The organism is Streptomyces melanosporofaciens (assembly GCF_900105695.1).
GTDB classification, from domain to species: domain Bacteria; phylum Actinomycetota; class Actinomycetes; order Streptomycetales; family Streptomycetaceae; genus Streptomyces; species Streptomyces antimycoticus.
On record NZ_FNST01000002.1, the window covers coordinates 2,302,700 to 2,314,881 of the forward strand.

The 12,182-nt window shown below is 72.4% G+C and carries 11 protein-coding genes; 4 read left to right on the forward strand and 7 right to left on the reverse strand.

Features of this window, described 5'->3' with window-relative positions; translation table 11 throughout:
- Positions 1 to 22: 22 nt before the first annotated feature.
- From BLV72_RS12430 to BLV72_RS12450, 5 genes are all read right to left on the reverse strand, one after another.
- Positions 23 to 784, reverse strand: a complete 762-nt coding sequence (locus BLV72_RS12430; RefSeq protein WP_093462226.1) for an anti-sigma factor family protein — start codon at positions 782 to 784, stop codon at positions 23 to 25.
- Complete coding sequence (locus tag BLV72_RS12435; protein ID WP_020870913.1) at positions 781 to 1,302, reverse strand: sigma-70 family RNA polymerase sigma factor; 522 nt, start codon at positions 1,300 to 1,302, stop codon at positions 781 to 783. The genes BLV72_RS12430 and BLV72_RS12435 overlap by 4 nt, the downstream gene beginning before the upstream one ends.
- 272 nt (positions 1,303 to 1,574) lie before the next feature.
- Positions 1,575 to 2,171 carry a CGNR zinc finger domain-containing protein gene (locus tag BLV72_RS12440; RefSeq protein WP_093462229.1) on the reverse strand — a complete coding sequence of 199 codons (597 nt, stop codon included), beginning with the start codon at positions 2,169 to 2,171 and terminating at the stop codon, positions 1,575 to 1,577.
- 593 nt (positions 2,172 to 2,764) lie between these two features.
- Positions 2,765 to 3,934, reverse strand: a complete 1,170-nt coding sequence (locus BLV72_RS12445) for a uroporphyrinogen-III synthase (protein WP_093462231.1) — start codon at positions 3,932 to 3,934, stop codon at positions 2,765 to 2,767.
- Positions 3,935 to 4,144: 210 nt separating this feature from the next.
- A complete protein-coding gene (locus BLV72_RS12450; protein ID WP_093462232.1) occupies positions 4,145 to 5,545 on the reverse strand; it encodes a nitrate/nitrite transporter in 1,401 nt (466 codons plus the stop codon).
- Between the two features lie 316 nt (positions 5,546 to 5,861).
- Here BLV72_RS12450 and BLV72_RS12455 point away from each other — a divergent pair, with 316 nt between their 5' ends.
- Positions 5,862 to 6,230: a hypothetical protein gene (locus BLV72_RS12455; RefSeq protein WP_093462234.1), complete on the forward strand. Its 369-nt coding sequence runs from the start codon at positions 5,862 to 5,864 to the stop codon at positions 6,228 to 6,230.
- A gap of 84 nt (positions 6,231 to 6,314) precedes the next feature.
- Here BLV72_RS12455 and BLV72_RS12460 read toward each other — a convergent pair whose 3' ends face one another.
- Positions 6,315 to 7,304, reverse strand: a complete 990-nt coding sequence (locus tag BLV72_RS12460; RefSeq protein ID WP_208905617.1) for a LysR family transcriptional regulator — start codon at positions 7,302 to 7,304, stop codon at positions 6,315 to 6,317.
- Positions 7,305 to 7,433: 129 nt separating this feature from the next.
- Between BLV72_RS12460 and BLV72_RS12465 the strand changes: the two genes are divergently transcribed.
- Positions 7,434 to 8,768: an MFS transporter gene (locus tag BLV72_RS12465; protein WP_093462235.1), complete on the forward strand. Its 1,335-nt coding sequence runs from the start codon at positions 7,434 to 7,436 to the stop codon at positions 8,766 to 8,768.
- Positions 8,769 to 8,867: 99 nt separating this feature from the next.
- On the opposite strand, the gene BLV72_RS12470 is transcribed toward BLV72_RS12465, so the two are convergent.
- Positions 8,868 to 9,734: an alpha/beta fold hydrolase gene (locus tag BLV72_RS12470; RefSeq protein WP_093462237.1), complete on the reverse strand. Its 867-nt coding sequence runs from the start codon at positions 9,732 to 9,734 to the stop codon at positions 8,868 to 8,870.
- Positions 9,735 to 9,826: 92 nt separating this feature from the next.
- On the opposite strand from BLV72_RS12470, the gene BLV72_RS12475 reads away from it, so the two are divergent.
- Together BLV72_RS12475 and BLV72_RS12480 are read left to right on the forward strand one after the other, a co-directional pair.
- Positions 9,827 to 10,720: a LysR family transcriptional regulator gene (locus BLV72_RS12475; RefSeq protein WP_093462238.1), complete on the forward strand. Its 894-nt coding sequence runs from the start codon at positions 9,827 to 9,829 to the stop codon at positions 10,718 to 10,720.
- Between the two features lie 151 nt (positions 10,721 to 10,871).
- The gene (locus tag BLV72_RS12480) at positions 10,872 to 12,176 is read left to right on the forward strand and encodes an extracellular solute-binding protein (RefSeq protein WP_093462240.1); all 1,305 of its coding nucleotides are present in this window, start codon (positions 10,872 to 10,874) and stop codon (positions 12,174 to 12,176) included.
- The last annotated feature ends 6 nt before the right edge of the window (positions 12,177 to 12,182 follow it).

Below are 12,182 nucleotides of genomic sequence, written 5' to 3' on the forward strand. Positions count from 1 at the left end.
ACACCCCTGGGGAGAGGGATTCTCAGAGCCTGACCTCGGCCAGGCGCTGGCCGTCCAGCGTGCGGACCTCGAAACGCTCGATGTCAGCGGTGTTCATGGCGGCGCCGCCCTGGGCGTAGAGCGGCTCCTTGCTCCAGCGCGAACCGTCCCCGTCGGTGATGCCGTAGCCCGATGTGGGCACGGCCCAGGTGGTGATGGTCTCCTCGTGGCCGTCCTTGCCGATGGCCACCAGGTCGCAGGTGCGCGGCCCCTTGAGGTTGCCCAGCTTGAGGGCGACGGAGGTGCCCCAGCCCTTCTGCTGCAGCGAGACGGACGCGTCCACCTTGGTGACCGGGTCCACCGCGCTGAACTTCTTGCCCTGCTCGTACACCTGCTGGGAGGTGGAGGCCACCGCCTGGGTCTTCCCGCCGTCGTCGGAGCTCGCGGTGAGCGCCGCGCCCGCGAGCGGGCCGCCGACGATGAGGATGGCGGCCGCGGCGACGAGGTAGAGCCGCCTTCTGCCGGATGCCTTGCGGCTGACCGCGACGTCGTCCAGGAGCCGGTCGAGCAGTTCGGGCCCGGGGCGGGCGGTGACCACCGACGGATCCGGGAGCGCGGTGCCGTCGGCGGCGGTGGCGTACTCGGCCAGCAGGGGCGGCAGGCCCATCAGCTCGTCGAGCTCGGCGGCGCACCGCTCGCACCCGATGAGGTGATCCTCGAAGCGCGCCGCGTCCGCGGGGTCGAGCACTCCGAGCGCATAGGCGCCGACCGCGGTGTGCTGCTGGTCGTCCGCTGCCGGCATCATGCCGTAACCCCCCGTTCCTCGAGCGAGAGCTTCAGGGAGCGCAGCGCGTAGAAGACCCGGGACCGTACCGTCCCGGCGGGAACGCCCAGCACTTCGGCCGCCTCACTCACCGTCCGTCCCTTGAAGTATGTCTCCACGAGGGCCGCTCTATGTGCATCGGTGAGGTCATTCAACGCGTCGGAAATGGTCATCTGGCGCAATGCGCGGTCGATGTCGTCCGCGGCGGGCATCACATGGAGCGGTGCCGCGTCCACTTCATGGGGACGTGCGCGGCGCTGACGGTGGCCGTCGATGACGATGCGGCGGGCCACGGTCACCAGCCAGGGGCGTACCGACCCGCCGGAGCGCCGGAGTTGATCGGCGTTGCGCCAGGCCCGGAGCAGGGTTTCCTGGACCACGTCCTCGGCGCGATGCCGGTCGCCCGCGACCAGGCGCAGGACGAAGGCGAGAAGCGGGCCCGCGTGCTCCGCGTAGAGCGCGCGCATGAGCGCGTCGTCCGGTGTCGTCCTCTCGGTCACGAGGGCATCTTTGCGTACGCAAGCCGCCGGGTCGAGGGGGGTACGGGCTGGAAACGCTCGGCGTTCATCGGCCACCGTGTGATGTACGTCCCAATTCCGGGCTGAACATCTCCCCCTGTGCGATGCGTACTTGAGTCCGAGTAGGCCGACACCGGGCGGGTGGCGGCCATCAGGAAGGGCTCCCTCCCCAAATCCGCCCCACAGGCCCCGGTCCCCCCATCCGGGGCCTGTGTCATGTCCGGAACTGGTTCATGGTGTGCCGATGCTTGGGTTCAGGTGACGTTTGGGGCCACCCGACGGCGGTGACGGGCAACTCGTTCGCGGTTTCCGCAGATTTCGCTGGAGCACCAGCGCCTTCGGCGGCCGCGCGAGGTGTCGAGGTAGAGCAGTGAGCAGGTCTCCCCCTCGCAGCGCCGCAACTGCCCCCGTGCCACCGGGTCGGTGAGCAACTGCACCGCGTCCCGGGCGATCTGGGAGAGCAGCGCACCGCAGTCGGGTTTCCCGGCGAGGGCGCGGACCAGGGTGCCGTCAGGGGTCCGTACGGCGCGCAGGGCGGGCGGGGCGGTAGCGGCCAGCGCGTTCATCCGCTCCAGGTCGGCACCGGCGGCGTGGCCCTCGACTTCGGTGTGGACGATGCGGTGCAGCAGATCGCGGGCCGCCCGGAAGCGGATGAGCCAGCGGTGGTCCACGACGTCGAGCGGGGTGCCGCCGGGCACCAGACCGGCGCCGAGCAGCCAGGCTCTGAGGGGCTCCACGCCGCCCAGCCGCTCGACGGGCGCCTCGCTGAGCCGGCCGCCGACGGTGGCCACCAGGTCCAGGCAGATCCGTCCCGAGTCGAACCGCAGGTCGTAGCCCGACGCCGCCGCCATGTTCCTGTCACCCCTTGGGGAAGGCCCGATCCGGTCACCTTTCAGAGTGCCCGGCCCGCCTGTCCCCCGGAACCCCTCCGGGGCGGGGGCGGGCGAACGGCTCGCAAACGCTTTGCGTGGGGCTCCGCGGTGGTGGGCCTGTGGGGTACGGGGTGGGTGCGGACCGTGGGCGCCTGAGGCGGAAAGCCCCCACCCCGCCCCTTCCCGCAGCATCAATATGCGGCTCCGCCGCGTTGGGGGGGCTCCGCCCCCTCGCCCCCACCGGGGCTCCGCCCCGGACCCCGCTCCTCAAACGCCGGAGAGGCTGGATTCACGCCACCGACGGGGAGCCGCCGACGAGACGGGAGGGGGCGGGGCCGCAGGGGTGGTGTCCTGGACGCTTACGTGTATTTGTGGCGCCAATCCCCGACCAACACAACGCCCCCGGCCAACGGCGCCGTAAATATACGGTCCAGGGCACCGCCCCGGAGGCCCCGCACCCGCCACCCACCCCCGGACCACCGCGCACCCCAGCAACCACCACGCACCCGCACACAGCGGAACCCGCACCCGCACACAGCGGAACCCGCCCCCACCAAGCACCCGATGGGCCGCTACGCGTCCGCGTACTTCGTTTCGGCCGCAGGATCCAACGCCAGCCTGTACCCCCGCTTGACCACGGTCTGGATGAGCTTCGGGGAGCCGAGGGCCGTACGCAGGCGGGCCATCGCCGTTTCCACCGCGTGTTCGTCGCGGCCCGCGCCCGGCAGGGAGCGCAGCAGTTCCGCGCGGGCCACGACCCAGCCGGGGCGGCGGGCCAGGGCGCGTAGGAGGGCCATCCCCGCGGGTGGCACGGTGCGCAGTTCGCCGTCGACGACCACCGCGTGGCCGCGGATCTCCAGGCGTCGCCCGGCGACCGGCAACGGGCGGACCCGGGCCGGGAGTTCGGCGGTCAGCAGCTGGACGAGGGGGCCGAGGCGGAACCGTTCGGGCTGGGAGGTGGGTATGTCGTGGGCCTCCAGCGGGAGCGCGGTGACGGGGCCGACGCAGGCCGCCAGCACGTCGTGGCGGAGGGCGTCCAGGAGTTCCTCGCGCATCCCGCGCCGTTCGGCCCGGTCCAGCAGGCTCGCGGCGGCGGGGGCGCTGGTGAAGGTGACGGCGTCCAGGGCACGGGCGACCGTGGCGTCCAGCAGTCGGTCGACGGGCCCGATGTCCTCCGGTGGCATCCAGCGGTAGACCGGCACCCCGACCACCTCCGCTCCCCCGGCCCGCAGCGACTCGATGAAGCCGGGCAGCGGCTCGCCGTGCAGCTGGATGGCGATGCGCTGTCCCTCGACGCCCTCCTCCAGCAGCCGCTCGAGCACCTCGGCCATCGACTCGGAGGGCGGGGACCACTCCTCGGTGAGCCCGGCGGCCCGGATCGCCCCGCGCACCTTGGGCCCGCGGGCCAGCAGCCGCACCTCGCGCAGCCGGTCCAGGAGGGCGTCGCCCAGGCCCCAGCCGTCGGCGGCCTCAACCCAGCCGCGGAAGCCGATGGCGGTGGTGGCGATGACGACGTGCGGGGCGTGGTCGATCAACTGCTTGGTGGCGGCCAGGAGTTCGGAGTCGTCGGCCAGCGGCACGATCCGCAGCGCCGGCGCGTGCAGCACGGCCGCGCCGCGGCGCCGCAGCAGCGCGCCGAGCTCATCCGCGCGCCGTGCCGCGGTGACGCCTACGGTGAATCCGGCGAGAGGGCCGACGGGCGCCTCGGCGGCGGCTGCGGCTCCGGTCTGTTCTCGGTGCATGGCTCTCGTCCCGATCTCCCGATTCACTCGCGTATGGGCGCCTCCGTTCCGCATCCTGTCGCCGTCCCGTGACGGTGGCGGTTCACGGAGGTTTCCCACCTGTAACGGAGCGTACGGCCGGGGCCCGGGGGCTTCCCCGGCCGACCGTACGCCCCGAGCCGTAAGGACGCCCGCTCAGACGTCGGCTCAAAGGCCCGCTCAGAGGCCCGCTCAGACGTCCACGTAGGCGGGTTGCCGCTCCGGCCGCGGATCATGCGTGTCCGGCTCGGCGGCGGGCGGCGCCGGGGCCGGGCGGGCGCCGCGGAGGTATACCGCCCAGGTGACCGCGGAGCACACGGCGTAGAAGCCGAGGAAGGAGACGAAGGCGGGGGTGCCGGAGTGGGCGCTTGCGAACGACTCGCGGAAGACGAGGTTGATCCCGAGCCCGCCGAGCGCGCCGACCGCCCCGATCAGCCCCATCGCCGCGCCCGACAGCCGCCGCCCGTAGGACGCGGCCTCCTCGCCCTTCAGGCCCAGGGCGAGGGCCTTCGCCCGGAAGATGCCGGGGATCATCTTGAAGGTGGCGCCGTTGCCGAGCCCGCTGAGGGCGAAGAGGGCGATGAAGCCGACGAGGAAGACGGGCAGCGACTTCTGCGCGGAGGCGTAGACGACCACGAGGGTCGCGGCGGCCATGGCGGCGAAGGTCCACAGGGTGATCTTCGCGCCGCCGCGGGTGTCGGCGAGCCGCCCGCCGACGGGGCGGATGAGCGAGCCGAGCAGCGGGCCGATGAAGGTGAGCGAGGCGGCCTGCAGCGGGGTGCGGTCGAACTGGTTCTGCAGCACCAGGCCGAAGGCGAAGCTGTAGCCGATGAACGAGCCGAAGGTGCCGATGTAGAGCAGCGACATGATCCAGGTGTGGGCGTCCCGCGCCGCCTCCTTGGCCGCCCCGGAGTCGTTGCGCACCGGCGCCAGGTTGTCCATGAACAGCGCCGAGAGCGCCGCCGCGACCACGATCAGCGGGAGGTAGACGGCGAGCACGAGCCGCGGATGGGCCGCCCCGGCGGTGCCGATGACCAGCAGCCCGATCAGCTGGATCACGGGCACGCCGATGTTGCCGCCGCCCGCGTTGAGCCCGAGCGCCCAGCCCTTCTTCCGGAGCGGATAGAAGGAGTTGATGTTGGTCATGGACGAGGCGAAGTTGCCGCCACCGACACCGGTGAGCGCCGCCACCACCATGAAGGTGGTGTAGGAGGTCCCGGGCTCCATCACCGCGGCGGCGGTGATCGCGGGCACGAGCAGCGTCGCCGCGCTGATGATCGTCCAGTTGCGCCCGCCGAACCGGGCGACGGCGAAGGTGTACGGGACCCGAAGGATCCCGCCGACCAGCGTGGGCATGGCCACCAGGAAGAACTTCCCGGCCGCGTCGACGCCGTACTCCGGCCCCATGAACAGGACCATCACCGACCACAGGCTCCAGATGGAGAACCCGATGTGCTCGGAGAGGATGGAGAAGACCAGATTCCGGGTGGCGATCCGCTCCCCCTTCTCCCTCCAGAACGTCTCGTCCTCCGGGTCCCACTGCTCGATCCAGCGGCCCCCCTTGCGTGCGGCGGTGGTGGTCGGGGCAGTCATCACGCCTCCACAGTTCTCGGTGTCGTTGCCCGACGGTAGGGACGGCGCATTACCGGGCTGTGGCGGCAGGTGACGCGGACGAAACCTTGCACTCACCTGCGGGGGCGGGGGGCGGTGAGGGGGTTTCCGGGGGCTCGGGTGCCGGGGCCTCGGGGTCCTGTCCCCGAGCCCCGGGATTCCGGGACTCCGGGACTCCGGGACTCCGGGACTCCGGGACTCCCTCATGCGGTGGAGTCGTGGCCATCCCATACGCGACGCGAGGTATCGCCCGGTACCGTACGCGGTGCACCGCCCGCCCGCCCCGCCGGAGGATCGCATGAGCAGCCAGCCGGACCACCCGCACGAGCCGGTGCTGCCACAACCCGCCAGCACACCGGAGGCGCTGCGCGCGACAGTGGCGCAGGTCGCCCCTGGATCCCTGGCCGCCTTCGACGCCGAGCGCGCCGAAGCGGTGGGGCAGGCCCGCGCCGATGTGAGCGCGGCCCCGCTGCGCCGCTTCACTCGGCAATGGGCGGTCAATGTGGCGATCGCGCGCCACCCGGCGCGCGCTGCCCGTCTCCGCAAGTTGGAAGCGCTGTTCGCGGAAACGGACGACCTCGTCCAGGCTCGCGAGGCCGCCACGGAGGTCGGCCGGATCCTGGACGCCGCGTTCGCCGAGGCCGGGCTGAAGCGAGGAGACGCGTGAGCGACGCATGGCGCTGGGAGTACGACCCGGGCTGGCTGTATTTCCTGGCCATGCCACGCCTGCGGCTCATCGTCATCACACGCGTCATTCCGCCATACGAAGATCTCTGATCCCGCCCGCCTCCGGGCGTGGCAGCCAGGCGCCCGGTGGGCGGGCCAGCCAGTCGGACGTGGTGGCGAGCGCGCGGGCCGCCGTGTGGAGGGCGTCCAGGCCGGGGTGGTGCAGGTCGCGGCGCCAGAGCAGGGAGACCGGGGAGAGCGGGACGGGGTCGGTGAGGGGGCGCAGCACCGTGCCGGGGAGGTGGATGAACACCTCGCTGGCCAGCACCGACCAGCGGCGCTTGGTCACCACCCGGATGAACTCCTCGTCCCCCTCGATCTCCGGGAACGGCTCCGCCATCGCGATCCCGCGGCCCGCGAAGAGCTGTGCGGCCAGGTCGGTCCACTCGGTGGTGGTGGGGTTGCCCGCCGCCGCGTACAGGGTCTCGCCGGCGAGCGCGGCCAGCGGGATCTCCTCGAGCCCGGCCAGCGGATGGTCCTCGCGCAGGACCACGGCGATGCGCTCATAGCGGATGAGGCGGTGTTCCAGCCGGGCGAGCACGGCGGGGTCGAGGCCGTGGGCCCGGCCGAAGGAGACGTCGAGGCGGCCGGCGAGGAGTTCGGCGGCGGCCCCGGCCAGTCCGCTGTGGAAGCGGGCCACCAGCTCGGTCTCGGGGCCGACGCGGTGCCGTGCCTCCGTCAGCACCTGGCTCCCCGTGCTCACCGGGGCGCCCACGTCCACCAGCAGCGGGCGGTGCTCGGCCCCGCTGAAGGCCGCCGCCAGTTCGTCCTGGGCCTGGAGCACCCGCCGGGCGTACGGGAGCAGCCGTTCGCCCGCGGCCGTGAGGGCGACCTGGCGGGTGGTGCGGACGAACAGCTCCGCGCCCAACTCCCGCTCCAGGCGGCGGATATCGCGGCTGAGGGCCTGCTGGGCGACGTAGAGGCGGGCGGCGGCGCGGGTGAAGTGCAGTTCGTCGGCGACGGCGGTGAAGGCGCGCAGCAGGCGCGGTTCGATGTCCCGGTTCACGCGCACCATGGTGGCCGACGCGATCCTCGATCCTTCACCTGACCGGCATGCACCTGACCGGCGTTGACAACGGATATGCGTGAATGGGTCCGGATCAGGTGTTGGACCGGCCCCGGGCGGCCCCGCGACCGTGGTGGGGTGATCCTCTTCCTCGCCTCCCGGCCCGTCGTGCCGCGTCCTTCCCGTCCCGCCTCCCGCCCCGGCGCCGCCTCCCGCCCCGGCGCCGCCCCCGCCCCGCCGCGCCGCCGCCGGTCGCCGTTCGCCCCGTACCGCCGGCTCTTCGCCGCCCCCGGTGCGCTCGCCTTCACGCTCGCGGCCTTCGTCGGACGGCTGCCGGGCTCGATGCTCGGCGTCTCCATGGTGCTGATGATCGCCACGGTGCGGGACTCGTACGCGCTCGCGGGCGCCGTCTCGGCGACCGGAGTCGCGGTGACGGCGGTCGCGGGGCCGCTGCTGGGGCGGCTGGTCGACCGGTACGGGCAGGCCAGGGTCGCGGTCCCCGCCGTCCTCGTCTTCGTGGCCGGGGCGACCGCCATGGTGCTGTGCGTCCACGTCGGCGCCCCGGCCTGGACGCTGTTCTGCTGCGCGGCGGGCTCGTCCGGCGTGCCCAGCCTGGGCGCGATGACCCGCGCCCGCTGGGCCGCGCTGCACCGCGACGACCCGGCCGCCCGGCACACCGCCGCCTCCTTCGAGCAGGTCGTCGACGAGGTCTGCTTCATGGCCGGGCCCGCGCTGGCCATGGTGCTGTGCACGGCGGTCCTCCCCGAGGCGGGGCTGGTCACGGCGGCGGGGCTGCTGCTCACCGGCACCCTGCTGTTCGCCGCCCAGCGCCGCACCGAACCGCCGCCGGAACCGCACGCCGCCCGGGGCCGCGTGCTCCTCACCCCCGCCCTGCGGGTCGTCCTGTTGACCTTCCTCGCGACCGGCGCGGTCTTCGGCTCGATGGAGGTGGCGACGGTCGCCGCCATCGGCTCGTACGGTGGCTCCACGGCGAGCAGCGCCGTCCTCGCCCTCCAGGCCGCCGGGTCCTGCGCCGCCGGGCTGGTCTTCGGCGCGCTGCCACCACGGGGTACGGCCGGGGGGCGCCTGGTGGCGGGCGTGGCCGCGATGGCCCTGGCCGTCCTCCCCCTCCTGACCGCTCACAGCCTCGCCGCCCTCGCCCCGCTGCTCTTCCTGGCGGGCATGGCCACGGCTCCGACGATGATCACCGGCATGACCCTCGTCCACCGCCTGCTCCCGTCGGCCCGCCTCAACGAGGGGATGACCACCGTGTACACCGGTCTGCTCATCGGCATCTCCACGGGCGCCGCGGTGGGCGGCTGGACGGTGGACCACCTGGCCCCCACCTCGGCCTACCTCACCCCGGCGACGGCGGCCACCCTCGCCTTCGCCATCGCCTGGTCGGGTCGGGGTTGGCTGCGGGCCCCGCTACGGTCCGTACCGCAAGCACACGGCTCGGAGGGCCGACCATGACCACAACGCCGGAACCCGCGGACGTCCCCGCGCAGTTACGTCTCATCGTCGCGCAGTGGGCAGTTGACCTGGCCGTCGCCCACATGACCGAGCCGGGCGTCAGGGCCCGTCCGCCTCCGCCAGGAAGGGCGTGAGCAGCGACAGCAGGGGGCCCGGGCGCTCCTCGGGGAGGTAGTGGCCGCTGTCGTCGATCACGGCGCCGCGGGTCGCCGGGGCGACCTGGCCGAGGCTGTGGAGAGGGGCCGGGCCGCCGGCCCGGCCGCAGCCGATGGCCAGGGTGGGCATCGGCAGCCTCGTGCGGGCGAGTTCGGTGAGGGCGGCGGTGTCCGCGGGCGCGTTGCGGTAGTACGCGAAGCCGTTGGCCAGCCGACCCGGCCGGGTGTAGCTGCTCAAATAGGTGTCGACATCGGCGGGGCGGATGGCCCCGCTCTCCATGGCGTGCGCGTAGAAGTGCTCCAGCAGGATCCGCTCCCGGCCCGCCGCGAGCTGCTCCGCGAGACCGGGCACCGAGAAGAAGCCGAAGTGCCAGAGCCCGGCGCGGGCGATCAGCTCGCTCAGCCCGAAGCCGTGCAGCGGCACGGCGAGCAGGGTGAAGCTGCGTACATGGGCGGGGTGGGCGGCGGCCCACGCATAGCCGATGGGGCCGCCCAGATCGTGGCCGACGACATGGACTCGGTCCAGGCCCAGTTCGGCGCGCCAGGCGTCGAGGAGGTCGGCGGCGATCCGGACGCCGTGGCCGCGCGGGGAGGAGCCCGAGTCGCCCAGGCCCGGCAGGTCCACCGCGAACACCTCGTGGTCGCGGGCGAGTTCGGGGATCACCTTGCGCCAGGCGTACCAGGTCTGCGGCCAGCCGTGGAGCAGGACGACGGGGGTCCCCGACCCCGCCCGCACCCAGTGCAGCCGTACGCCCTCGATCGTCGTCTCGCGGTGCTCTCGGTTTTCTTGGTGTTCTCGCGTCGCGTTCATGCGGGCCAGTCGAGCACCGGCACCCCGGTGTTTTCTTCTTTGATATATGAGAGGTGAAGGGATTATTCGCGATCAGATATAGGCTTGGCCTCATGGAGCTGCGCCATCTGCGCTATGCGCTCGCCCTCTCCGAGCATGCCCACTTCGGCCGCGCCGCCGCCGCGCTGGGCATTCGGCAGCCGCCGCTGTCCCAGCAGATCAAGGCGCTGGAGACTGAGTTGGGCGTACGGCTCTTCGACCGCACCGGGCACGGGGTGCGGCCCACCGCCGCGGGCGAGGCGTTCCTGGCCCGGGCCCGGCAGGTGCTGGACCATCTCGACCTCGCCGTACGGGACGCGGCCGACGCCGGCCGGGGCGAGACCGGTTCGCTCGCCATCGGCTTCCTCGGCACCGCGCTGGCCGCCGTGCTGCCCGAGGTGCTCACCGCCTTCCGGACCCGCCGCCCGCAGGTCCGGCTGGAGCTGCGCGAACTCCCCAGCGCCCGGCAGATCGAGGCGCTGCTGGACGGCAGCCTGGACGCCGGGGTCATCTGCGGCCCGCCGCCCGCGGCCGCCCGGCGACGGCTGAGCAGCCTTCCGCTGGGCTGGGAGACGCTGGTGGCGGCGGTGCCGTCCGGCCATCCGCTGACCGGTGCCGCGTGTGTGCCCGTACGGGCGCTGGACGGCGAGCCGCTGATCCTCTCCTCGCGGCAGGCCGAGCCCGCCGCCGCCGATGTGGCACTCGCCGTATGCCGCGCCGCCGGGGTCGAGCCGAGGATCGCGCATGAGGCGCACAATCTGCACACCCTGCTCGGGCTGGTCGCCTGCGGGCTGGGGATCGGCATCGGACCGGCGGGGATGCGGCGGTTCCGGCATGTGGGGGTGACCCTGCTGCCGCTGGAACCGGCCGCCGCCGGGCTGGAGTTCCACCTCGCCCATCGCTTCGGACCGGTGCCGAGCGTCCTGGGCGCCTTCCTCCGCACGGTGCGCCAGGTCCATCGGGGCTGAGGACCCTCCCGCAACGCCCATGCCCGCTCCCTGCCCGTTTTGTCAACGGCATTGACATATCTCTCCCACCCCTCGTATACCTCTCCCCATCGAAGCGCTTCGACGAACGTTGCATGTGCGCCCTTCCTTCCCACCCTCCCGGAGGCAGCGGATGTTGACGGCACGGAAACGGACGAAACGAACGGTGGCCGTCATCGCGGCCGCGCTCGCAGGAGCCCTGGTCATGGCGGGTTGCGGGGACGGCGGGGACGAGGCCGGGGACGGCAAGTCGCTCACGCTGTGGCACTACGAGGCACCCAACAGCGCCATGGGCATCGCCTGGAAGCAGGCGATCGAGGAGTTCAAGAAGAGCCATCCGGGCGTCTCGGTGAAGGTCGAGGAGAAGGGCTTCGAACAGATCCAGAAGACCGCCTCGATGGTCCTCAACTCCGGTGACGCACCCGACCTGATGGAGTACAACAAGGGCAACGCCACCACCGGGCTGCTCTCCAAACAGGGCCTGCTCACCGACCTCACGCCCCAGGTCACCCAGCGCGGCTGGGACAAGCCGCTCAGCCCCGGGGTGCGCACCACCAGCCGCTACGACGCCCAGGGCGTGATGGGCTCCGGCAATTGGTACGGGATCCCCAACTACGCCGAGTACACGAAGGTCTTCTACAACAAGGCCCTCTTCGAGAAGCACCACATCAAGGTCCCGACCACCTTCGCCGAATTCACCGCCGCCCTGCAGGCGTTCCAGGACGAGGGCGTCACCCCGCTCGCCAGCGCGGGCGCCGAATACCCCGCCCACCAGTACGTCTACCAGCTCGCCCTCACCAAGGCCGACCGCTCCTGGGTGGACGCCTACGAGCAGTACAAGGGCAAGCCGGACTTCCACGACGCCGCCTGGACCTATGGCGCCACCACCTTCGCCGACTGGGTGAAGAAGGGCTATATCGCCAAGAGTTCGAGCGGCGCCAAGGCCGAGGACGCGGGCGCGGCCTTCATCGCGGGGAAGTACCCGATGTTCTTCTCCGGGAGCTGGTGGTTCGGCCGCTTCACCTCCGAGATGAAGGACCAGTGGGGCACCTTCCCCTTCCCCGGCGCCAAGCTCACCCTCGGCTCCGGCGGCAATCTCTGGGTCGTCCCCAAGGGCGCCAAGAACAAGGAACTCGCCTACGACTTCATCGACATCACGATGAAGAAGGGCATCCAGAACACCCTCGGCAACCACGGCGGAGTGCCCGTGGCCGCCGATCCGTCGGCGATCACCGACCCCCAGTCCAAGAGCCTGATCCAGGACTTCACCGCCTACGCCGATGCCGACGGCCTGGCCTTCTACCCCGACTGGCCGGTCCCCGGCTTCTACGACACCCTCGTCTCCGAGACCCAGAAGCTGATCACCGGCAGCGCGGACCCCGACGCGTATCTGGACGCGCTGCAGAAGGCGTACGACGCGGGCGCGCCGAAGGGATGAGCTCCC

What these genes read in the sequence shown, in the direction of transcription:
- BLV72_RS12430 (WP_093462226.1), bottom strand. Translation starts at nt 784, where the DNA reads ATGATGCCGGCAGCGGACGACCAGCAGCACACCGCGGTCGGCGCCTAT.
- BLV72_RS12440 (WP_093462229.1), bottom strand. Translation starts at nt 2,171, where the DNA reads ATGGCGGCGGCGTCGGGCTACGACCTGCGGTTCGACTCGGGACGGATC.
- BLV72_RS12445 (WP_093462231.1), bottom strand. Translation starts at nt 3,934, where the DNA reads ATGCACCGAGAACAGACCGGAGCCGCAGCCGCCGCCGAGGCGCCCGTC.
- BLV72_RS12450 (WP_093462232.1), bottom strand. Translation starts at nt 5,545, where the DNA reads ATGACTGCCCCGACCACCACCGCCGCACGCAAGGGGGGCCGCTGGATC.
- BLV72_RS12455 (WP_093462234.1), top strand. Translation starts at nt 5,862, where the DNA reads ATGAGCAGCCAGCCGGACCACCCGCACGAGCCGGTGCTGCCACAACCC.
- BLV72_RS12460 (WP_208905617.1), bottom strand. Translation starts at nt 7,304, where the DNA reads ATGGTGCGCGTGAACCGGGACATCGAACCGCGCCTGCTGCGCGCCTTC.
- BLV72_RS12470 (WP_093462237.1), bottom strand. Translation starts at nt 9,734, where the DNA reads ATGAACGCGACGCGAGAACACCAAGAAAACCGAGAGCACCGCGAGACG.
- BLV72_RS12475 (WP_093462238.1), top strand. Translation starts at nt 9,827, where the DNA reads ATGGAGCTGCGCCATCTGCGCTATGCGCTCGCCCTCTCCGAGCATGCC.
- BLV72_RS12480 (WP_093462240.1), top strand. Translation starts at nt 10,872, where the DNA reads ATGTTGACGGCACGGAAACGGACGAAACGAACGGTGGCCGTCATCGCG.